The sequence below is a fragment of the Shewanella sp. GJ50-10 genome (assembly GCF_055808815.1).
This window is the reverse complement of sequence record NZ_JBVVSS010000001.1, coordinates 3205538-3228236: the sequence shown is the minus strand read 5'-3', so window position 1 is coordinate 3228236 and position 22699 is coordinate 3205538. Positions and strand designations below refer to the sequence as shown.

Below are 22699 nucleotides of genomic sequence, written 5' to 3'. Positions count from 1 at the left end.
TACTATTGAATGAAATTTTGATATTTAGTCACTCAAAATATATCGACTACATAATTAGATTGTAGTCTTAGTGCCATTAAGTAAACACACACGCCATTTTAAGGTCTAGTCACCTTAAACATCTGAAGATGATTCCTCTTTTAAGTGTTGTAAATAGGCTTAGATTTCAGCTAATAAATCGAAAAATGACATTTTTTTTACTTTTTTATAAAAAATATCGTTTTTTTTCAATGAAACCAATAAATTTTGTGATGTTGATCGGGTAACATCTACCTTGGCGTAGAGTGAATGCTCTAGAAATGTTATCTAGTTTACGTTAACGTCAAATTGAAACGGTTGTTTGAATTTTGTAATGGAGGGCTTTTGGTTAAGTTGTTGTTTTAAATTGAATTATCGTATTTACCTTTAGGTTAGTTCAAAACAAAAGCCTGATTCTACTTTGGTATAAATATAGAAAATATATGTAAATATATTTATACGGCTGGTAATTTTATAACTATATATAAATACGGGCGTAGTTATTGGATAAGTTGTAAGACAACTTACCATGATAAAAGTGTTTTTAATTTTTTGGTTGTTATTTACGTTCTTTATCAATGGTTTATTGTTTATTTTCTTTTGGTAATACCAATTTGTTGAATTGTTTTTGCTTGTTTTTACTCCATTTTGTGTTGTTGCAAATGCAACGGTTTCTCGTTAGGTTTTAGTTCGAAACAAACATTTGGTGGTTAAATATTGGCAGGTTTGTGTTGAAGGTAGAGAAAGTGAGGTATTGAAGGTTAAGTGCGGCAATATTAAGCCGACGAGTTTCAAACTTGCTTACTTCTCTCTTTTTAAAACGGACTAATGCTCAAGGGGCTTAATATGACAGCAGAACAATTAATGGCTAGATATGCTAAATCACAGCCAAGTGCTGAAACTGAATTACCTACTAGTGTAGATCTTGCACTAATCGGTCCTAAGGTCCCTGGCCAAGAAGCGATTTTTAATGACGGTGCGCTTTCTTTACTTGCAGCGTTATGTGAAGAGTTCAATCAAGAAGTCCCGCAACTATTGGCTAAGCGTAAGCAAAAGCAACAACGTATTGATAATGGTGAGTTACCAGATTTTTTACCAGAGACACGTGCCATTCGTGATGGTGAGTGGGCTATTCGTGGTATGCCTGAGGACTTAACTGACCGTAGAGTTGAAATAACGGGTCCAGTTGACCGTAAAATGATTATTAATGCCTTGAATGCCAATGTAAAAGTGTTCATGGCTGACTTTGAAGATTCACTGGCTCCAAGTTGGGAAAAAGTGGTTCAGGGTCAAATTAACCTTCGTGATGCAGTAAGAGGCGACATCAGCTTTACTGCTGAAAATACAGATAAACATTACAAATTAGAAGAAGACCCAGCGGTATTAATTTGTCGCGTGCGTGGTCTGCATTTAAAAGAAAAGCATGTGGAATTTAAAGGCGAACCCATCCCTGGTGGGTTATTCGATTTCGCCATGTATTTTTACCATAACTATCACCAGTTATTGGCGAAAGGAAGCGGACCATATTTCTATATCCCTAAACTTGAAAGCCATATTGAAGCGCGTTGGTGGGCAAAAGTCTTTGCTTATGTTGAAGAACGTTTTTGCTTAAAGCCTGGCACTATCAAATGTACTTGTTTGATTGAGACATTGCCTGCAGTGTTTGAAATGGATGAAATTTTATATGAACTGCGTTCAAACATTGTTGCATTGAACTGTGGTCGTTGGGATTACATCTTTAGCTACATCAAAACGTTAAATAAGCATGCTGACCGTGTGTTACCTGATAGACAAGCGGTCACCATGGATACACCATTTTTAAGTGCTTATTCAAGATTATTAGTTAAAACCTGTCATAAACGCGGTGCATTAGCTATGGGCGGTATGGCTGCCTTTATTCCGGCAAAAACACCTGAAGCTAATGAGCAAGTATTACAGAAAGTAAAAGGCGATAAAGAGCTTGAAGCACGTAACGGCCACGACGGTACTTGGGTAGCACATCCTGGTTTAGCAGATACTGCCATGTCAATTTTTAATGACTATATCGGTAATGGTACTAACCAGTTGCATATTACCCGTGATGTTGACGCGCCTATTTTAGCCGATGAGTTATTAACGCCATGTGAAGGTGAACGTACAGAAGAAGGCATGAGATTAAACATCCGCATTGCATTACAGTATATCGAAGCTTGGATCCAAGGTAATGGCTGCGTGCCGATTTACGGCCTAATGGAAGATGCCGCTACAGCCGAGATTTCACGTACTTCAATATGGCAGTGGATCCAGCATGAAAAATCATTATCAAATGGCAAACTTGTCACTAAAGCTTTATTTAAAAGCATGTTGAGTGAAGAGCTTGGCACAGTAGAGCAAGAGTTAGGTAGTGACAGATTTAACCAAGGAAAGTTTAATCAAGCAGCGACGTTATTTGATGAAATTACGACATCAGATGAACTTGTCGACTTCTTAACCTTGCCAGGATATGAATTATTAACGGCTTAATCTTAACAGAGTTTATTGTTAGAAACGTTTAACCAGAAAGAGTTGCTTTAATTAATGACTTATTTCTGAACCAATTTAGCTGCTTTGCAGCTGATGTCCCCCGGGGTTACTCACCTACAGGTTACACCGGGTTTTTTATCCAGTATTCAGAATATTAGCGCAAGCTAGTTGTGGTTCTTAATGCGAGGATTTTTAACTTCCTACCCAGTAAGTTTTCAACCATTCGCTTGTGTTGCGGCTCTTCGGAGTCGTTTTTTTTGCGAAAAATACCGAAGAAAAGCTGAATCGATTACATATTTGATACAATTGGTATTGGTAAAAGGTTATAGTAAAAATACTGTCATAATTGATGAGTATGGACTTGAAAACCTCACTACCAATAACAAAAGGTGTCGATTACTGGACTAAACGTATCAGTGATCAAGAAATGCCTGCTTTGTGTTCCACTATAAGAGACTTAGAGAAATTAGCTAAGGATGATGTGTCTTCTTTAGCCTCTCTTGGCCGCAGTGTTATGCATGATAATGCGCTCACGACTCGTATTTTACGGGTGGCGAATAGTGCTATTTACAATAAAGGTACCAGTCATGTCACCACGGTTAGCCGTGCTGCTGTGGTTTTGGGATTTGATACTATTCGTAATATTTGTATTACTGCTAAATTACTCACAAGCCTGCTTGAAAACCACAACCTATCAGAATCCGTTTATCAAAGATTAATCAAATTGATGGCCCATTCTTTTCAAGCTGCAATGCTCTCTAGAGTGATGTTAAAAGACTATGATGAAGCGTTACGTGAAGAGGTGTTTATCGCGTCTTTGCTGTATCGCATTGGTGAAAGTGCTTTTTGGAGTGTCGGCGGTGATTTTGTTGATCATTTAGACCAAACATTGCTTACTGCTACTTCGACTAAAGATGAAAAAGCGATAGTCCGTGAACATCTAGGCACATCTTTTTCTCAATTAACTCAAAGCATAGCTAGAGCTTGGGGCTTAGGTGATGTACTGACCACTTCATTGTCACACCCTGATGAGAGGATGCCTGAAATACGCAGTATATTTTTGGCAAATGAAATTACAGATGCTTTAAATCAACCCCATATCAATGCAGAAAAACTCAATGAGCTATTAAGCGCAGCTGCTGAAATTCAGAATATTAGCTTAGAACAATGTAAAGCTAGGTTTAGTCGCTGTGCTGAGGCGACGATTCGTTTAGCAGAAGATTATGGTGCTATTGAGTTAGTGCAGCATTTACCTGAAACCGCTGAGATCATTTCAGAGCTAGATAAGCCTGCAGAAAAGCCGGTATTTCGTGAAGCTAATTTAGTTCTGCAACTAAAAAAACTGCGTGAATTGACAGAACTTGCGATTCAAAAAGCTGACTTTAACCAAGTAGTGCAAACGACATTAGAAGGCATATTAGATGGTGTTGGCGTCGATCGTTGTGCAGTGATGCTGTTGTCGCCTAACCGAAAGCAATTATCACCGCGCATTGCATTTGGAGAAGGGGCTGAAAAGTTTAAACAAGAGTTACTGATTGAAATGCAAGGTGGCAGCAACCCATTTATGCAAAGCATTAATCATAAACAAGCAAATTGGTTACATGAGTTTGATGAACGAAAGCTAAGTGAGTTAGCTTCTTTTGTGAGTGCTAATTTTAACCATAACAATTTTAAATACGGTTTCATGATTGCGCCGATTGTTGTTAATGAAAAAACGATTGGGTTGTTTTATGCGGATAAATATATTTCATCAAAACAAATAACTCAGCAAGATTTTGATAGTTTTTGCCATTTAACTCAGTTAGCTAATCTTTGTTTCGGGCTATCAGTCCATTAGAGTCTCGACTCATTTTCCGTTAATTAACATAGGTCATTCAACATTGTTTAAACGACTTAATCATACGAGTGTCTATTTTTCGATATTGTTCAATGCCCCTATAACTAGAGTTCTAGTGTCAAGAGCACTAATGACAAGTATATTAGTACCATGCGTGCTCATATCAAACGTGATTGCAACTGAGTTAACTCACTCACCCTCTACCCAACAACTTCGCTCAGACAGTATCATTGCTGAAGATAAATCACGGCAACGATTGATTCCAGTTGAGCTTTATTACCCTGTAGCAGAGTTTAATTGCACTGGAAACCGTCAATGCCCTGTGATGATTTTGAGTTCGGGGTACGGCCTGCTTCATACTGAGTATCAATTTATAAGCCAGCACTTTCAAAAGCGAGGGTATTTGGTTATTGCGGTGCGTCACGAGTTACCTTCAGACCCTCCTTTATCAAGAGTTCAGCCTTTTTTACAAACCCGTGCTGAAAATTGGCAACGTGGGGCTGATACGCTGAATTTTATTCAGCACTATTTTAGTGTTCAGTACGTTAATGCAGATCAGTCACCGCAGGATGTATATCCTTATGTGAATTCGAATTTTGATTTTGAACATATTACTCTGATCGGTCATTCAAATGGCGGTGATATTTCAGCATTACTGGCAACCACTGGTACGACTGTTTTTGATGTAAATGCTCTTGATACAAATGCTCTTGAAATAAAGAACCCTGATGAACAAGGTGTGGCTGTAATCAATGATAAGGGTGAATCATCGGATGCTAACCAGTTTGAAAAGAGCCTGGTGGATTACATCAGCCGTATTATTACCTTAGACCACCGTAGAGTGCCTTTACCAAGAGATCCAGCAATTGACGTGCTTTCAATAAGAGCAAGTGATTACCCAGCTGACGAAGGCGTTCTTCCTACTGAGGCAGAAGATGCAACAAATATTGCTGTGGTTATGATTAATGACTCAAGGCACAACGATATGAGTGATTATGGGCCTATGTGGTTAAAAGAGCGGATACTTAGCATTATCGATGAGCATATGCAGTTTTAGCTGTTAAATGGACTTGATGATTAAACAAAAGGCCTGTGGATTGACTAATTCACAGGCCTTTTTGTTGGAGGAGTAATTTGAGCTTAGTTCTTTTCTATTCGCCACTTAACTATTCTTCTTTAACTGCAAGCTCATAACTAATTAAGGGTTAATTCTCTTTAATAAGCTTTGCTACCGCTTTAGCATCTTCATTAGGCACAGCAATGCTTAAATGGTATTGGACTATCTTCCAGCCATCATCGGTTAATTGTAGTGCTCCTGTACCACGGCATAAGCCGTAACTGGCGCTTTCAAGTAACTCATCAAATACGATAGTGTTGTCAAACTGCAATAACTGGCGAGATTTAACCTCATAATGCCAACCATCTGTAGGTCTTGCATAGCCTGAAAATTGCTTCATATCCCAACGTTCAGTGGCATCGGTTCCGAGGAATATAGCGTTTGCATGATACAAAGAAAAGTAGCTGTCCCAGTTGGCATCACTGGCGTCTTGGTGGAGTTGATCTAATAGCGTATCAGCCTGTTGTTTAGACTCTATTGAGATCATGTCCTTGGCTTCAGCGGGAAGTGATGACATCACCCATAAGCTGCTAGTTAATAGGAAGGTAAGCAGGGCATTTTGCATGGGAATTCCTTGTGCATTTTTATGATAAATCAACTAACAATGAAATTACTGCCAGTTGATTGGGTCAAGCTGATAAAAGTGACTTAACTCTTTATAAAGCAAATTGTGTTGTTGGTAAAATTCTTGTGGTTTTTCAAAAAAGGTTTCGCTAATAACTGCAAAAAATTCAGCAGGATTGGTTGCGCCGTAATAGTTAAACAAAGAAGGGGTTTGCTGCCTCGCACAATGCTGTAAGTTTTCAAACTCTTGGCCTAATACCATTGACCAAGCTGAATAATCCGTAATATCTCTCAGTGGCGGAGCGCCATTCGCTTGGCCGTTTTCTTGGTCAAGCTGGTGGGCAAATTCATGGATAACAACGTTTTGACCATCAAATGGATCTGCAGCGCCATCAAGGGTGCTTTTCCAAGAGAGAATAATTTTACCATTGCCCCATGATTCGCCCAGTAAAACATTACGCTGATTGGACTCAACACCCGCAAAATCAGTTCCTCTTTTTTCGACAATAAAGGCGTATGGGTAAACCAAGATTTGTTTGAGTTTTGGATAAAAATCAGTTTGTCGATTCAGTAATAATAAGCAAGCTTGCGCTGCAATAGTGACTTTGACTTCGTCAGTAATTTGAAAACCATCACAGCCTACAAACTCTTTTTCTTCGATAAAAATTTGGATGTGTTTTTTTAATTGTAATTGCAGATCGGTTGGCATGGCTTTGAAGTAGGGAAATCGACGTTTAAGGATTTGACGCCATGCTTTCGGGAAGGGCTGTTGAACGATTCTTTCTCTGCGTCGCTGAGTTCGCTTTGGTTTAGAGACAATGAGACCAATGGCAATCACTGAAATAATGATCAGAGCCAACAATGCAAACATATGCCTTCCTTGATGAGTAATAAGCTTAAATAAGTTATTGGGCGATTGTTTGATAAATTCAAGGGCAGTTTAGTGAATACTAATTAATATAATTTATTTGTTATAAAAAAACTGGCAAACAACGTACGTTGATGCCAGTCAAAGAGGAGGGAGGGATTATTGTTTTTCTTGTACGCTATCTAATAACTAATGGTAATTCTTTACTTTATTTTTATTCCACTTTCTATTGCCCGCTGTTCTTTTTCGGATAATAAAAAGTGCTGTTGGATAAGTTGCCTTATCAGTTTCGATTTTGCACTATGACTGCTTAAACTTAGTGCCGTAAGTTGCTCTATAGCTGCCTCACTTAATGTAAAGGTTGCCCTTCTAAAAGGCTGCGGTTTACCAGTTAAGTGCGGTGTTTCATTTAATGGGTCATTGGCTTGTGTTAATGCCAATAGTTGCTCCATTGCTTGTTTATTAGAATCGTCTTGAATTCTATTATTGGGCTGTTTACCCATAGCGTATAAATTTGCCGCTTCAATAAAATCATCAACCGACATTTGCGGTGAAAATTGAGATTTACATGGCGTAACGTTTTTCTTGAGATCTGCTAGCCCCATAAGTCCCCCTCAGCTGCGTAACATTACCGGCTTCATTACGTTGTTGGATAAGTTGCTGTGCATTTTTAACTTCCAGCAATTCACATGCAATATTGCGAATTTCGTTAGCCGCTTTTCCGCTAGGGTCTATTTCAATAACAGATAAACCTGATTCTTCACTGTCATCGTAAATGTTACGGCTGTAAGTTATTGACTCAAGTACATTGATATCAAAGGTATTGCACACTTCTTTGGCTTCAAAAATTCTACCCGCTTGATTTGGTAAACTTGGGCATTGAGTGATGACAAATGAAGCTTTCATTTTTGGGTTTATCATCTTACAAGTCGCGATGATGTCATCCATATGTTCCACGGTTTTTAAATCGCGACGTTTAGGACGTAAAGGCATTAATGCATGGGAGGCAACTGACAGTGTGGCACGTAAAGCTAAGTTATCTTGGCCACCACAATCGACGATGACATAGTCATAATGTTGCTCAAGGCTGAGTAAATCATTTCGGATCTTTCCATATAACTGCACGCAATTGATGGCAGGCAGTTCAGGATTATTATTTCTTGCTTGGATCCAGTCTGATGTTGTTCTTTGTGGGTCACAATCAACCATGATGATGCTTGACTTGGCGTCTTTTGCGAGAAAAACAGCAACGTTTTGTGCGAGACAGCTTTTACCACTCCCACCTTTTTCTCCACCGACTAATATGATCATCTTTACTTCTCCTGATGGGACAACGAGAACGACTTTATAAACACTCGTTGTTGTTATACTCAGCCATATACAAATCAAACAAAATGGTGCAGCAGAAGTATTTAAAAATACTATTTATCGGCAACATTTAGCTTTAATGTTATTAACTTTATGTGGAGAGTTGTAACAGGTCAATTGGCGGTAATTTGACGTTAAAGTCCTTTTGACTTGTTCATGTATTTTTGACAAATGCATGAGTGAGGCGTTTTTTTGACTGATTAAGTTTTTAGCAAAACTTATTAGTTCAACCCTTTAATTATGAGTAACTTAAGGCGTAAAAACATTGACGCTAATATTTCAGTCATCAGTTAATGCTTCTCGACTAGTTAGCCGTCTTTCAAATTCATAGCTAAATAGTATTATAAAGCTTATTGATATTCCTAAACGATATACTGAGATTTGTATAATAAAGTGCAATCGAAAGTGAATTATCACAGTAAGCTTGATTAGGTATCCCTTTACTGTAAAAATCCATCACTAAATAATTGAGCTGTGATTATTGTATTTTTAGATTATTTTGCACCAGCTTGAGAAAAATTGTGGGATGACTAATTTATGAATGAAGCTCTACTGTTAGAGGCAATTAATCAAAGAATGCCTTTTGGAAAGTATGCGGGAAGAAAACTGCTAGAATTGCCAGAGCCATATTTAGTTTGGTTTCATGGTAAAGGCTTTCCAGAAGGGAAGTTAGGTGAGCAGTTAGCTTTGATGTATGAAGTGAAGTTAAACGGCTTAGAAGAAATGCTGCAGCCTTTATTGAAAAAGTAATACTGGTTAAACAGCTAGTGGCTGAATTACATGACGAGTTAATAAGCGAAATGTTTATTTAAGGTCTATCTAACTCCTTAGTCATATAGAACCCGTTAATAACTTGGTTTTTGGTTATTTGGTAACTCGGCTGGATCTGCTTAAAATTTTGTTTCAGAAAAAAGCCCTTTGATAAGTATGATGCATCGACACTTAAAGATGAGTAACCTTGGCTCAGGGCCCAAGTTTCAAGTGTTAGGTAGAGTTTTTCAGCAAAGCCTTGGCGTTGTAATGAAGGCAAAATATATAAACTGTCTATATACCCTCGGCTGTGAAAATGAGTCTCGACATTGATCAGTCCAATTACCTCCAGTGTTTGTTCCTGTGTTTCATCCTGTTGAGTTTTGCTGACAAGTAGCCAGCTTTGACTGCGTTGCAGTCGTTGTAGCCAATGCCTTTTGGAACGAGGTGCGCTAGACCAAGCATTTAATTGCTGCTTACTGTATCGAGGATGGTCAATGTGTTGAACACATTGATGAACCAGTAGGCTTACTGGTAGGGCGAATTTTGGTGCAAAAGGAATAATGGAGATATCATTATTTTTCATGTTTTGAGATTTCATTGAAAATGCTAATCTTATTTCAAACGATATTAAGCCTAAGTATGAGTTCAAATCAAAATATTCGACTCAAAAGTTAACCCCAAAAAAAATCGGCTAATAAAAATTAGCCGATTATCGATTTATCTGAAACTAAAGCGAGTTATTTTTTCTCGATTTTGCCTACAAATAATAACTCATCAAAGGTTTTGTTTAGCGTGCTGCTTGTGAAATCGTTCATCCACATTTGCTCATTCATGCTAACAGTATCGCCTTTAGTGATTTCAACTTGAGGACCTGCTGCCCAGAAAGTTTTATCTTCAGCTTTAACTTGTACGTAAGTGTAGCCACCGCTGTTCATTGTTTCTAGAACTTCACCTTGGTGCATAATACCAGCAGCCCAAGCTGAAGATACGCCTAACGCTAATGTTGCTGCAGCTGCTAATTTGATTAATTTTGCTTTCATGAAATCGTTTCCTATTTGATTAGGCTAATATTTGCAATGATTCAAGTCATGAATCCACATAAAGATACAGCATTAAATCATGAAGCCAGCACAGGGTCTGTGATCAGCTGCAGATTTGTGAATACTACATTATCATAAATAATATTAACCTTAACTAATGTATAGGGTTTTGTTTTTGATAATTGTTTAGCCAGTGATAATTGTTGGTAGGTGATAACTGACATTGAGACAATTTATCGCCTAATTCGCGTTACCTGTGACTGACGTAGTACACATTGGGTTGTAATGGGTTTTCAATTAAGTTGCCGTGCTGAGATACAAAGTCTACAAATGCTTCAGGTAAGGTCATGGTATTCAAATCTTGTTGCCAATGGGCTTTTAGCAGTGCGTCGTAGCCTTCTTTACCTGCCGCGGTATATGCACTGGATACACCTATATAAAGCTTCTCTGTATCGATTTCACGCCATTCACCTTGCTGAAACTCTTCAATGAGTGTGATGCGATGGTTCATTGCAAGCTTGCCATCATAAAAGTAGCGTATGCCATAAGCATAAGGGAAGCTACCTGCACCAGTACCTGTCACGCCATTATTCGTTGCTGAGTTAATCGCAGATTCCAGCACTTGGTATAAATACTTACCTTGGATTTGATATTTAACTAATGGCAGCTCGAATGGCAATATCCGACCGAGTACATCTGCAACTGATAAGTTTCCTTTATTAAGCGACTGCCTAACGCCGCCAGCATTATGTAAAGCGAAGTCTAATTCTGGTTCAGACAATTTGGTCGCTTTGTACATGCTACGACACACCCATGGGGCAATTTCGCTGCCATGAGGAAAGTGCTTACTTGGTAAACGGGTGTGGATTAAATCTCGTGGAATATGGGCCAGTACTTGCTCTTCTAGTGCGTTAAGTGCAGGGCGGTAATCGCGCATAATCGTTTGGTGCACTTCAGCGCAAGCCTCACTGCCTAACACACCAGGGTGCGCTTTTAATGTTGCGATTACTGTTGATATTTGTTCAGCAGTTATTATTGGCTCAGCTGTTATTAATGGTGAGGCATTTTTAGATTCTGGTGTATTCGAGCTTGTGCTTTCTTTGCTTGATGGCAAGTAGGATACTTCAACCTGTTCATCAAGCATAAAGTAGTTATTGCCATTGATTGCCGTGCAACGTCCTTGCTCATCAAATTCAATGTCGGCAAGTCCCAATACTTCGGCGTATTTACTGGCGTGAATAATCGGCGTGTTGTTAATGGTTTCTGCGTAATCCGTGTGGCTTAAGCCTAAATCGCTAAAGCTACCTTGCAAGGTGTGCGAGTGACCGCCGACAATAATACTGATACCGTCAACTTTTTCTGCTAGCTCTCTGTCTTGGTCAAGGCCAAGATGACTGAGGATAATAATATGGTTAATGCCTTGCTTTTTAAGCTTGTCGACTGTGTTTTTAGTCGTTTCGATGGCATTAATGAAATGAGTATCAGGATCTGGCCGAGCGATTAGCGGCATTTGGTCAAGAGTAATGCCGACAATGGCGATTTGCTTATCATAAAAAGGTTTTAGCAAAACCTTGGCACATTGCTGTTCGTTATCATAATCCAGTAGCATCGGATGATCTTTTAAGCGTCCTTCCTTATCTAATAGCTCTTCTGTTAAATCCATATTGCCGGCCAATAGCGGGAATTCAATTCGATTTAAAAAGGCTAAAACTGGGCTGTTACCGGCATCAATTTCATGATTACCCAACACCATGGCGTCAGGTTTGAGCATATTTAATAAATGCGCATTGGCTGCGCCTTGAAATTCGCGAAAATATAAAGTGCCTTGAAAGCTGTCACCGCCGTGAAGAAACATGAATGCTTGGTCTGTGTTTTGGGCTTTTGTTCTGGCAACTTCGATTTGATAACTGAGGCGAGCATAACCACCGGTTTTGGTTTCTGCTTGAAATTGTTGACCATCAACAGTCAAGTTAAATTGAATTTTGCTGGGCTCGAAATTTGAATGCGTGTCATTGATATGAGCGAGCGAAAGCGGGTAATTTTTAGGCATCATTTCCTCTGTATTTACAAGGTAAACAGTTAAAAGTTCCCTTGTTAGGTGACAATTATGGCAGCGTCAGATTGCACCTGTTATTTACGCTTTTAAAACTATTTTTAGTCAAAAAAGGGAGCAATGCTCCCTTTTATTTGATGGTTACTTAACTTCAACATGCTCTACTTCAATAAACTCTGATATTCAGTCTATTGACGTATCACTAGCAGGTTTTGAGGCAGCTTGAGTACTGGCAACTTGAATTTTGGGTTTGCCATTTAAGCTTTCATTATTGCCCATGCTTTCTCGTTTAGAGAACTCACCATCATCTGACAATACGATACCTTTATGTTTCATGCGTGTGCTCCATAACTTGCGAGCCAGCTGCTGCATATCGGTAACAGGGTCGTTTGAGTCGACAATTTCTAAACCAAGTAACGATTCAACAATGTCTTCTAAAGTAACAATACCCTCACCAGAACCATACTCATCAACAATCATGGCAATTTTAGTATTGCGCTTAATCATTAATTCGAATATTGGTAAGATTTTCGCCGTTTCAGGGATCACTAGCAGGTTCTTTTTCAATACACCGATAGACTCTTTAGGCGTATAGCGTTCTGCTTGAATGATATTGTTACGGTTGACGTAGCCGATAATGTTATCCGGGTCGTCTTCATAAACCGGAATACGGGTAAAAGGCTTAGCCAAATACTGTTGTACAAACTCACCTTGAGATAAATGTAATGGCAGTTTAAACATAACCGTTCTTGGGGTCATGATTGCAGATACTGGCATTTCTTTTACTGACAGCATTTGGGTCAAAATAGCTGACTCTTGCTTGTCTAGCTCGCCTGAACGTAGGCCTATCTCAGCCATTGCACTCATTTCTTGGCGAATATATTGGCCTTCGTCACCTTTGCCCATTAATTTGGTCACTTGAGATGACATCCAAATTAGCGGCTTGGTGAGCCTTTCCATCCAAACCAAAATCAATGACACAGGTGCTGCGAGTGAACGCCAGTAATTTGCACCTAATGTTTTAGGGATGATTTCAGAAAAGAATAAAATTAAGAAGGTAAGCACACCGGAGAATACACCGAGCATTTCATCACCAAAAACTTTTGCAGCTTGTGCACCTGCAACAGCAGCACCAACAGTATGGGCTATGGTATTTAATGTCAGAATAGAAACCAGTGGTGATTCCACATTTTGTTTCTGTTTATCAAGCCGCTCAGCAGCTTTCGGGTTAGTTTTTGCCAAATTGGCAATATAACTAGGGGTAACAGACAGCAGTACCGCTTCAAATACACTACAAAGAAATGAGATTGTAATAGCGATAAATACTATAATGATAAGAGTTATCATAAAGGTGGAATTACACCTCCATATGGCAGACCAATATTAGTCCACATAAATTTTAGCAATAGTAACGAAAGTATCAAAGCTTTAATGCGAGTTCACTGGCCAAATTTTGTAAGGATCTGTATAATTCGCCGCCCGCTAGCAGGTTTTAGGTTTTTTTGAGGTTAGACAACATGAGTGAGAAAAAGATCAATTTATTGGATCTTGATCGTAAGGCAATGAGAGCGTTATTCACCGAAATGGGCGAAAAACCATTCAGAGCCGATCAATTGATGAAATGGCTTTATCACTTTGGTGTTAGCGACTTCGAAGAAATGAACAACATTAACAAAGCATTGCGCGCTAAATTAGCTCGTAAGTGTGAAGTGGTTGCGCCAGAAATCTCAAACTTCCAAAAGTCTGAAGATGGCACCATTAAGTTCGCGATTAACGTGGGCCAAGGCCAAGAAGTAGAAACCGTTTACATCCCAGAAGAAGACCGCGCGACCTTATGTGTATCATCTCAAGTAGGCTGTGCATTGGAATGTACTTTCTGCTCAACAGCGCAGCAAGGCTTCAACCGTAACTTAACGGTATCTGAAATTGTTGGCCAAATCTGGCGTGTATCACAATTTTTAGGTTTCCAAAAAGATACTGGCGACCGTCCAATCACTAATGTCGTGATGATGGGAATGGGTGAGCCGTTACTTAACTTAGCTAACGTGATTCCTGCAATGGATATCATGCTAGATGATTTCGGTTTTAGCTTATCAAAGCGTCGCGTAACATTATCAACCTCAGGTGTGGTACCTGCGCTTGATAAACTCGGCGATGCATTAGATGTCGCACTTGCAGTCAGTATACATGCACCAAACGATGAACTACGTGATGTATTAGTACCAGTTAATAAAAAATATCCATTACAAGAATTCCTTGCAGGTATCCGTCGCTATTTAGCTAAATCAAACGCTAACCGTGGCCGCGTGACCGTAGAATATGTAATGCTCGATCATATCAACGACAGCACAGACCAAGCACATGAGCTGGCTAAGTTGATGAAAGAAACTCCATGTAAAATTAACTTAATTCCATTTAACCCTTATCCTGGTTCGCCATATGGTCGCTCTTCTAACTCTAGAATTGACCGTTTTTCGAAAGTATTAATGGAATATGGGTTAACCGTGATTGTGCGTAAAACCCGTGGTGACGACATTGATGCTGCTTGCGGTCAATTAGCGGGTGATATTCGTGATCGAACTAAACGATTAGCGAAAAAACGCATGCAAGACAATGCTATTTCGGTCACAATGGATTAACTGTTTGTTTGTATAGATTAATAGGCGTAAGAAGCATGCACGGATTGCCGAAACTTTTAATTATTGTTGCCATATCATTACCTTTAGTGGGTTGTGTTACCGAAAGAACGTATAGTGGTACGGATATTCCAGTTTCTGAAAGGACATTGGATAAAACCTCAGCTGCAAAAGAGAGAATGCAGCTGGGTTTGACCTACTTGAATCGTGGCAACATGGAACAGGCAAAGTTTAATTTGAATCGTGCAGTTGAGTATGCACCGCAGTTAAGTGCAGTGCATACAGCTATGGCTTATTACTATCAAACTGTTGATGATGTTGAACGCGCAGAAGAATCTTATCGCAAAGCCATTAACACCAGTGATGCTACTGGTGATGCGATGAATAACTTTGGGGTGTTTTTATGCCAACAAGAGAAATACAGTCAAGCTGAAGTGATGTTTAAAAATGCGATTAATGCCAAAGAATACACCCGCACGGCATCAAGCTACGAAAACTTAGGAGTGTGTAGTCTTTCGAATGGCGAGTCTGAAAAGGCCAAACAGTATTTTGAAAGTGCATTACGTTACGATCCAAGACGACAGTCCACATTGATGGAGCTGATTGATTTAGCTATCGCTGAAAATGATTATGATGCGGCTAAATCAAACCTACAGCGTTTTCATCGAGTGGCACAGCAAACGCCTGAAAGTTTAGCTTTAGGAATTAAAATATCGCGTGAGTTGGCGGATTATGAAGCGCTTCAGCGCTATGGCATTACTTTAATAGCCAAATATCCAGCCTCTGAGCAAGCGAAAGAATATAGGGCTACTTTGCATTAATGACAAATAATAACAATGAGACTTCCCAGATAGATGGGAATGACGCTGAGCAAACTGAGTTACTAGAAGAAGTATCAACTGCTGGTATGCTGTTACGTACAGCGCGTGAAGCAAAAGGCTTATCAGTCGATGCGGTTGCAACTCAGTTGCACTTGCGTCCTAGCGTCATCGAAGATATTGAAAATGATATTTTTGATAATATCTCGTCGGCAACATATGCCCGAGGCTACGCTAAAAACTATGCTAAATATGTAGAGGCTGATGTTGAAGCCCTACAACAATGTTTAGCTCAACAACTACCTGACGAAACTGCTGCAATGCAAAGTTTTTCTCGTAAAACGACTCGTGATGCTCGTGATAGTCGTTTAACGATAGTAACTTACCTAATCATTTTAGCTTTATTAGCCTTGTTAGTTGTTTGGTGGGTGCAAAAGGACTCTTTGCTCAGCGGTATAGATTTGTCTAAACCGACAGCTGAAGAAGTTGCTGCAGCCAATGTACCTGCAGTCAGTCAAACAGAAGATTTATTAGAGCCAGAAATCGATCCGAATATGGCCTATATAGAACCATCACAAATGCCTGTAGAGACTGCATCGGGAGCAAATGCTGATACACAAGCAGCCTTAGGCTTGGCTAATGATGCAACGCAAAGCGTAGAACCTGCGGTTGATACACTGCAGTCTGCTAGTGCATTAGTTGCTAACACAGACGTTACTAGTACTGATCTAGTAAACACTGATGCAGCGCAAAATACAGCTGAGTCATTAGCAGCTAATGATGCAATATCGATGAGTTTTACCGCCGACTGCTGGGTTAACGTAGTTGATGCAACTGGTAAAACTTTAGTTGATGGCGTTAAAGGTTCTAGTCGAGTCGTTGAAGCTAAAGGTGTTGCGCCATTTAAACTTATTTTAGGCGCACCGCAAGTCGTGAAGATTCAATTTAATGGTGAAGATGTCAGCTTAGCTGACTTCTCAGAAGGCCGTGTGGCTAGGTTAACCTTACCAAGAGTGTAATGTTAGCTGTAACTAAGTAAGCAGTAGAGCAATAGATTATGTATAACGAATCTCCTATTATTCGCCGTCCTTCAAGTCGTATTTATGTTGGCGATGTGCCTATCGGTGATGGTGCCCCGATAGCTGTTCAATCAATGACGAACACTAAAACGACTGATGTAGAAGCAACAGTGGCGCAAATTCGTGCACTTGAAAAAGTGGGCGCGGATATTGTGCGTGTTTCTGTGCCGACGATGGATGCTGCTGAGGCATTTAAGATAATTAAACAAAGTGTCAATGTGCCTTTGGTGGCTGATATTCACTTTGATTACCGTATTGCACTAAAAGTGGCTGAATACGGCGTAGATTGTTTGCGAATTAACCCTGGTAATATCGGTAACGAAGAACGTATTCGTAGTGTGGTTGAATGTGCTCGTGATAAAAACATTCCAATCCGTATTGGGGTGAATGGCGGTTCTTTAGAGAAAGATCTCATGGATAAATACCATGAGCCAACGCCAGAAGCTTTGCTTGAATCAGCCATGCGTCATGTGGACATTTTAGACCGTCTTAACTTTGACCAGTTTAAAGTCAGTGTTAAAGCATCAGATGTTTTCTTAGCGGTTGAGTCTTACCGTTTATTGGCAAAACAAATTAAACAGCCACTGCATTTAGGGATCACTGAAGCGGGTGGTGCTAGAGCTGGCTCAGTTAAATCAGCCGTCGGTTTAGGGATGCTACTGGCTGAAGGTATTGGTGATACGTTACGTATTTCACTTGCAGCCGATCCAGTTGAAGAAATTAAAGTTGGCTTTGATATTTTAAAGTCACTGCGTATTCGCAGCCGCGGCATTAACTTCATTGCGTGTCCTTCTTGTTCGCGCCAAGAGTTTGATGTAATCAACACGGTTAATGCTCTTGAAATGCGCCTAGAAGATATCACCACAGCAATGGATGTTTCTATCATTGGTTGTGTCGTAAATGGACCTGGCGAAGCGCTAGTTTCCGATATTGGTTTAACGGGTAGCCATGGCAAAAGTGGTTATTACGATGACGGAAAACGTCAAAAAGAGCGTTTTGATAACAATGATTTAGTGGATTCATTAGAAGCTAAAATTCGTGCAAAAGCAGCGATAATGCAAAATAGAATCGATATTAAAGACGCAACAGAATAAGTTTGTTTTAGACAATAAATACACCTTACCAGCGATGGTAGGTGTATTTTTGTGTAAGGCATGTAGATTAATTTAAGCCCTCGGTCATCGATTTTAAATCGAACAAATCGATTAATGTTAAACCAAGGCAAGTTAACTCAAGTAGGCAAAACGTGGCTAAACAGATCCAAGCAATTCGCGGAATGAACGACATTCTGCCAACGCAAAGCCCAGTATGGCAAAAAGTAGAAGGGGTTATCCGTTCTACTGTTAGTGCATATGGCTATAGCGAAATCCGTACTCCGATCGTTGAATCAACAGATCTTTTCAAACGTTCTATCGGTGAAGTTACCGATATCGTTGAAAAAGAAATGTATACCTTTGCCGATCGCAATGAAGACAGCTTAACCTTACGTCCGGAAGGTACTGCTTCTACTGTTCGTGCGGGTAACGAACATGGCTTACTGTATAACCAAGAACAACGTTTATGGTACATGGGACCAATGTTCCGCCATGAACGTCCTCAAAAAGGCCGCTACCGTCAATTCCACCAGTTTGGTGTTGAAGTTTATGGTATTCCAAGTGCAGACATTGATGCTGAAGTATTAATGTTATCAGCGCGCCTCTGGGAATCTTTCGGGATTACTGAACACGTCAAGTTAGAGCTTAATACATTGGGCGATCCAGCTGAGCGTGCAGCCTACCGTGATGCATTGATTGCGTTTCTAGAGCAGCATAAAGAGCAGCTTGATGAAGATTCACAGCGCCGCATGTACTCAAACCCACTGCGCGTATTAGACTCTAAATCACCACAAGTTCAAGCATTACTGGCCGATGCGCCAGCATTAATGGAGTACTTAGGTGAAGAGTCAAAAACACATTTTTCAACCTTATGTGAACTCTTAGACGCTGTTGGCATCCAATACACAGTTAATCCTCGTCTTGTTCGCGGTTTAGATTATTATAACCGCACTGTTTTCGAGTGGGTTACTGACAGTTTAGGTTCGCAAGGCACTGTATTAGCTGGCGGTCGCTATGACGGTTTAGTTGGTCAGCTTGGGGGTAAAGATACTCCTGCTGTGGGTTTCGCAATGGGCCTTGAGCGTATTGTGTTATTGCTTGAAACCCTGGAACTGAACAAAGACGTTGCACCTGTTGTTGATGTTTATGTCACAGCAATGGGCGAAAACTGTTTAGTTGAAGCAATTAAAATTGCTCAAGAGTTGCGTCAAAGCCTGCCACAGCTTAAAGTCATGAGTCATTGTGGTGGCGGTAACTTTAAAAAGCAGATGAAACGTGCTGATAAAAGCGGCGCTGAGTATGCATTAATCATTGGTGAGAACGAAATCGCAAACCAACAGGTTGCAGTTAAGCCATTGAGAAATAAGAACGAACAACTTTTGGTTGCCCGAGACGATTTGGCGACCACGATTAAATCATTATTTTAATATTGGCTTATAGCTAATAAACAGAACTGAATAGAAAGGGGAAGTGCGCGTGGATATTTATAGCACAGAAGAACAACAAGTAGATGCTATTAAGCAGTTCTGGAAAGATTACGGCAGCTCTATCATTGTAGGTGCAGTAGTAGGTCTAGGTGGATTGTACGGTTGGAATTATTATTCTGACGTGAAAATTGAAAATGCTGAAGCAGCTTCAGAAGCGTTTCAAAGCATTGCCGCTAATAGCGCAGACAGCACAGCTGTTATGGCTGCTGTTAGCGATTTTGGTCAGCAACATGATCAACAAGGTTATCAAGCACTGCTTGAGCTAATGTCTGCAAAAGCTGCAGTAGATGCGGGTGATTTAGATAAAGCTGAAGCGGCTTTCACTAAAATCATCGCAGCTAACCCAGGTGCAGCACTTAGCTCTTTAGCGACGATTCGTTTATCTCGAGTTCAAGCTGAGCAAGGTAATTTAGGCACAGCATTAGCAACTTTAGACCAAGTTAGCGATGAAGCATTTAATGCACAACGTGACGAATTAAAAGGTGACTTCCTAGTGCGTCAAGGCGACATGGACAAGGCAAGAACTGCATACCAAGCAGCTGTAGACAATGGCGGCTCGTTATCAAGTCCTGCACTACAAATGAAGCTAGACAATTTAAACAAGGCATAAGGAATTAGCCGAATGAAGTCTTTATGCAAAACCTTGCTAGCAGCGGGCTTAAGTGTCGCGCTGCTATCTGCTTGTTCTTCTAATGATAATGAAGAAGAAGTTGTAACAGAACTTACTGAAATCCAAGCTACAGTATTTCCAGAAGTAAATTGGAGCGTCAGTGTAGGCAATGGTGTGGGTGACTATTACTCACAACTTAAACCAGCCGTTTTCTATGGTCATGTCTATGTTGCTGACCGTAACGGTACTGTTGTTGCTTACGATCAAGAAACAAGTAAGGTCGCTTGGCGTAAAGACTTAGCGTCAGAATTTAAAGATACTGCGCTGGCTAAAACCAAAGAAGCACGTATTGCAGCTGGCGTAACTGTTGGCCGTAATAAAGTCTTTATTGGTGGTGAATCAGGTTTGCTTGTTGCACTTGATGCCAAAACAGGTGACGTTGCTTGGCATGCTATTGCTAGTGGTGAGCTATTATCGCCACCAACAGTTTCTGAAGATTCTGTAGCTGTGCATACCAGTGACGGTAACTTTGAGTCATTCTCAATTGAAGATGGCAGCAAGTTATGGACCCACGAAATGCAACTGCCAAACTTGACCCTGCGTGGTACAGGTTCAGCTGCATATGATTCAGGTGGTTTCTTCCTAGGTACAGCTGATGGTAAAATATCAGTTATCGTTAAAAACAACGGTCAAGTGGCTTGGGAACAAGCGGTATTCAGTCCAACTGGCGGTAACGAGTTTACTCGTATGGCCGATGTGGACATGACACCGTTAATTTTGGGCGATAATTTATACGCGGTAAGTTACAATGGTAACTTGGTGTCAATGGAGCTAAGAACAGGTCGTGTTGTTTGGACACGTAAGTACTCAAGCTTTAATGAATTAGCCGCAGCAGGTGTTGGACTTTATGTCGTTGATGACCATAGTCGTATTTACTCAGTAGATAGACGTAATGGTTTGGAACTTTGGAGTAATACTACGTTAACAAACCGTGGTTTAACTTCTCCTGCAGTTATTGGTTCTTATATTGTGGTAGGTGACTTTGAAGGTTATCTACACTTTATCGATCGCAACACTGGCGAAGTCGCTGGTCGAGTTGAGGTTGATAGTGATGGTTTATTCTCGCAGCCGGTTGTGGCTGGAGACAAAATTTATGTGCAAGGTCGCAGCGGGAAGCTAGCTACTGTAATCCTGCCATAAATTAACCAGTAAACCTTATTAGAGCCCCTGGAAGTGTGTTCCGGGGGCTTTTTATTTAAAAGTTTTTAGAGGCAAAATCATGATCCCTGTAGTGGCCCTTGTGGGGCGACCTAATGTTGGTAAGTCAACTTTATTTAACCGTCTTACTCGCACAAGAGATGCGCTTGTCGCCGATTTTCCTGGTTTAACTCGTGACCGTAAATATGGTCGTGCGTTTTTATCTGGTTACGAATTTATTGTGGTTGATACTGGTGGTATCGATGGCACTGAAGAAGGGATCGAAACAAAAATGGCTGAACAGTCGCTTGCTGCGATTGAAGAAGCTGATGTCGTATTATTCTTAACTGATGCTCGTGCTGGTTTAACTTCTGCTGATCTTGCGATTTCAGAGCATTTACGTAGCCGTGATAAAACCACCTTTGTTGTTGCCAACAAAGTTGATGGTATTGACGCTGATTCAGCTTGTGCTGAGTTTTGGTCGCTGGGTTTAGGTGAAGTTTATCAAATGGCAGCTGCGCAAGGCCGCGGCGTGACCAATATGATTGAATATTCTTTAGCACCTTATGCTGAAGCAATGGGTATTACTCGCCAAGATTCAGATGAAGAAGGTGAAGAAGTACGCGAGTACACCGAAGAGGAAGCCGAAGCAGAACAAGAGCGTCTGCAAAGCTTACCAATTAAATTGGCTATCATCGGTAAACCAAACGTAGGTAAATCAACACTGACTAACCGTATTCTAGGTGAAGAACGTGTGGTGGTTTATGATGCGCCAGGTACGACTCGTGACAGTATTTATATTCCAATGACGCGCGAAGATCGTGAATATGTATTGATTGATACTGCGGGTGTTCGTCGCCGCAGTAAAGTACATGAAACTATCGAGAAATTCTCGGTCATTAAAACCCTTAAAGCTGTAGAAGATGCCAATGTTGTTTTACTGGTTATCGATGCACAAGATGGTATTTCTGAGCAGGACTTAGGTTTATTAGGCTTTGCATTAAACGCAGGTCGTGCAATTGTGATTGCAGTGAACAAATGGGATGGTTTAGACCAGTCATTTAAAGAAGGTGTTAAAAGCGAACTTGATCGCCGCTTAGGCTTTATTGATTTTGCCCGCATTCACTTTATTTCAGCATTGCATGGTACGGGTGTTGGTCATTTATACGAGTCTATTGAAGAAGCGTATGACAGTGCGACGCGCCGCGTAAGCACTTCAATGTTGACTCGTATTATGCAAATGTCACAAGATGATCATCAGCCTCCATTGGTTCATGGTCGCCGCGTTAAGCTTAAATATGCCCATGCTGGAGGTTACAACCCGCCAATCGTTGTTGTGCATGGTAATCAGGTCAGTAAGTTACCTGATTCATACAAGCGCTACATGATGAACTATTTCCGTCGTTCATTAAAAGTAATTGGTACGCCAATTCAAATTCGTTTCCAAGAAGGTGCGAACCCATTCCAAGGTCGTACTGAGAAACTGACGATTAGCCAAGAGCGTCGTCGTAAACGTGCTATGAGCCATATCAATAGCCGCAAGAAGTAATCTTCTGACAGCGTTTATTAAGATAATAAAAAAGCCTGAATTGAAAAATTCAGGCTTTTTTTATGCTAATCAATCGCTAAGCTAATCAATTTATAAACTAATCAATAGC

At 40.3% G+C, this 22699-nt stretch carries 20 protein-coding genes; 12 read left to right on the top strand and 8 right to left on the bottom strand.

All coding sequences use genetic code 11. The features are described 5' to 3' along the window. Positions 1 to 864 precede the first annotated feature (864 nt). From aceB to AC0L4E_RS13610, 3 genes are all read left to right on the top strand, one after another. Entirely contained in the window at positions 865 to 2520 is a 1656-nt protein-coding gene (aceB, locus tag AC0L4E_RS13620; RefSeq protein ID WP_473679623.1) for a malate synthase A, read from the top strand. A 361-nt stretch (positions 2521 to 2881) separates the two neighbouring features. Continuing rightward, entirely contained in the window at positions 2882 to 4357 is a 1476-nt protein-coding gene (locus AC0L4E_RS13615; protein ID WP_473679622.1) for an HDOD domain-containing protein, read from the top strand. 130 nt (positions 4358 to 4487) lie between these two features. Then, complete coding sequence (locus tag AC0L4E_RS13610; RefSeq protein ID WP_473679621.1) at positions 4488 to 5414, top strand: alpha/beta hydrolase; 927 nt, start codon at positions 4488 to 4490, stop codon at positions 5412 to 5414. 148 nt (positions 5415 to 5562) lie between these two features. Here AC0L4E_RS13610 and AC0L4E_RS13605 read toward each other — a convergent pair whose 3' ends face one another. From AC0L4E_RS13605 to AC0L4E_RS13590, 4 genes are all read right to left on the bottom strand, one after another. Beyond that, positions 5563 to 6039: a nuclear transport factor 2 family protein gene (locus AC0L4E_RS13605; RefSeq protein WP_473679620.1), complete on the bottom strand. Its 477-nt coding sequence runs from the start codon at positions 6037 to 6039 to the stop codon at positions 5563 to 5565. A gap of 45 nt (positions 6040 to 6084) precedes the next feature. Further along, entirely contained in the window at positions 6085 to 6909 is an 825-nt protein-coding gene (locus tag AC0L4E_RS13600) for a M90 family metallopeptidase (protein ID WP_473679619.1), read from the bottom strand. A gap of 200 nt (positions 6910 to 7109) precedes the next feature. Beyond that, entirely contained in the window at positions 7110 to 7511 is a 402-nt protein-coding gene (locus tag AC0L4E_RS13595) for a CopG family transcriptional regulator (RefSeq protein WP_473679618.1), read from the bottom strand. Beyond that, complete coding sequence (locus AC0L4E_RS13590) at positions 7471 to 8217, bottom strand: AAA family ATPase (protein ID WP_473679617.1); 747 nt, start codon at positions 8215 to 8217, stop codon at positions 7471 to 7473. The genes AC0L4E_RS13595 and AC0L4E_RS13590 overlap by 41 nt, the downstream gene beginning before the upstream one ends. A 594-nt stretch (positions 8218 to 8811) precedes the next feature. On the opposite strand from AC0L4E_RS13590, the gene AC0L4E_RS13585 reads away from it, so the two are divergent. Further along, on the top strand, positions 8812 to 9024 hold the full coding sequence (locus AC0L4E_RS13585) for a DUF3820 family protein (protein WP_473679616.1): 213 nt from the start codon (positions 8812 to 8814) through the stop codon (positions 9022 to 9024). Between the two features lie 58 nt (positions 9025 to 9082). On the opposite strand, the gene AC0L4E_RS13580 is transcribed toward AC0L4E_RS13585, so the two are convergent. From AC0L4E_RS13580 to AC0L4E_RS13565, 4 genes are all read right to left on the bottom strand, one after another. Beyond that, the gene (locus tag AC0L4E_RS13580; protein ID WP_473679615.1) at positions 9083 to 9625 is read right to left on the bottom strand and encodes a GNAT family N-acetyltransferase; all 543 of its coding nucleotides are present in this window, start codon (positions 9623 to 9625) and stop codon (positions 9083 to 9085) included. A gap of 139 nt (positions 9626 to 9764) precedes the next feature. Beyond that, positions 9765 to 10067, bottom strand: a complete 303-nt coding sequence (locus AC0L4E_RS13575) for an NrfJ (RefSeq protein WP_473679614.1) — start codon at positions 10065 to 10067, stop codon at positions 9765 to 9767. Positions 10068 to 10317: 250 nt separating this feature from the next. Then, a complete protein-coding gene (locus AC0L4E_RS13570) occupies positions 10318 to 12117 on the bottom strand; it encodes a bifunctional metallophosphatase/5'-nucleotidase (protein WP_473681658.1) in 1800 nt (599 codons plus the stop codon). A gap of 186 nt (positions 12118 to 12303) precedes the next feature. Further along, positions 12304 to 13467: a CNNM domain-containing protein gene (locus tag AC0L4E_RS13565; RefSeq protein WP_473679613.1), complete on the bottom strand. Its 1164-nt coding sequence runs from the start codon at positions 13465 to 13467 to the stop codon at positions 12304 to 12306. A 170-nt stretch (positions 13468 to 13637) separates the two neighbouring features. On the opposite strand from AC0L4E_RS13565, the gene rlmN reads away from it, so the two are divergent. From rlmN to der, 8 genes are all read left to right on the top strand, one after another. After that, positions 13638 to 14759, top strand: a complete 1122-nt coding sequence (rlmN, locus tag AC0L4E_RS13560) for a dual-specificity RNA methyltransferase RlmN (RefSeq protein ID WP_220753080.1) — start codon at positions 13638 to 13640, stop codon at positions 14757 to 14759. 35 nt (positions 14760 to 14794) lie between these two features. Next, positions 14795 to 15577 (top strand): type IV pilus biogenesis/stability protein PilW, encoded by a 783-nt coding sequence (gene pilW, locus AC0L4E_RS13555; RefSeq protein WP_473679612.1) that lies wholly within the window; start codon positions 14795 to 14797, stop codon positions 15575 to 15577. After that, positions 15577 to 16593: a RodZ domain-containing protein gene (locus AC0L4E_RS13550; RefSeq protein ID WP_473679611.1), complete on the top strand. Its 1017-nt coding sequence runs from the start codon at positions 15577 to 15579 to the stop codon at positions 16591 to 16593. The genes pilW and AC0L4E_RS13550 overlap by 1 nt, the downstream gene beginning before the upstream one ends. A gap of 38 nt (positions 16594 to 16631) precedes the next feature. Further along, complete coding sequence (gene ispG / locus AC0L4E_RS13545) at positions 16632 to 17747, top strand: flavodoxin-dependent (E)-4-hydroxy-3-methylbut-2-enyl-diphosphate synthase (protein ID WP_473679610.1); 1116 nt, start codon at positions 16632 to 16634, stop codon at positions 17745 to 17747. Positions 17748 to 17899: 152 nt separating this feature from the next. After that, the gene (gene hisS, locus AC0L4E_RS13540) at positions 17900 to 19174 is read left to right on the top strand and encodes a histidine--tRNA ligase (protein ID WP_473679609.1); all 1275 of its coding nucleotides are present in this window, start codon (positions 17900 to 17902) and stop codon (positions 19172 to 19174) included. A gap of 49 nt (positions 19175 to 19223) precedes the next feature. Beyond that, the gene (locus AC0L4E_RS13535) at positions 19224 to 19844 is read left to right on the top strand and encodes a tetratricopeptide repeat protein (RefSeq protein WP_220753075.1); all 621 of its coding nucleotides are present in this window, start codon (positions 19224 to 19226) and stop codon (positions 19842 to 19844) included. 12 nt (positions 19845 to 19856) lie between these two features. Then, positions 19857 to 21044, top strand: a complete 1188-nt coding sequence (bamB, locus tag AC0L4E_RS13530) for an outer membrane protein assembly factor BamB (RefSeq protein WP_473679608.1) — start codon at positions 19857 to 19859, stop codon at positions 21042 to 21044. A gap of 79 nt (positions 21045 to 21123) precedes the next feature. Then, positions 21124 to 22590 (top strand): ribosome biogenesis GTPase Der, encoded by a 1467-nt coding sequence (gene der, locus AC0L4E_RS13525; protein ID WP_473679607.1) that lies wholly within the window; start codon positions 21124 to 21126, stop codon positions 22588 to 22590. Positions 22591 to 22699: the final 109 nt, after the last annotated feature.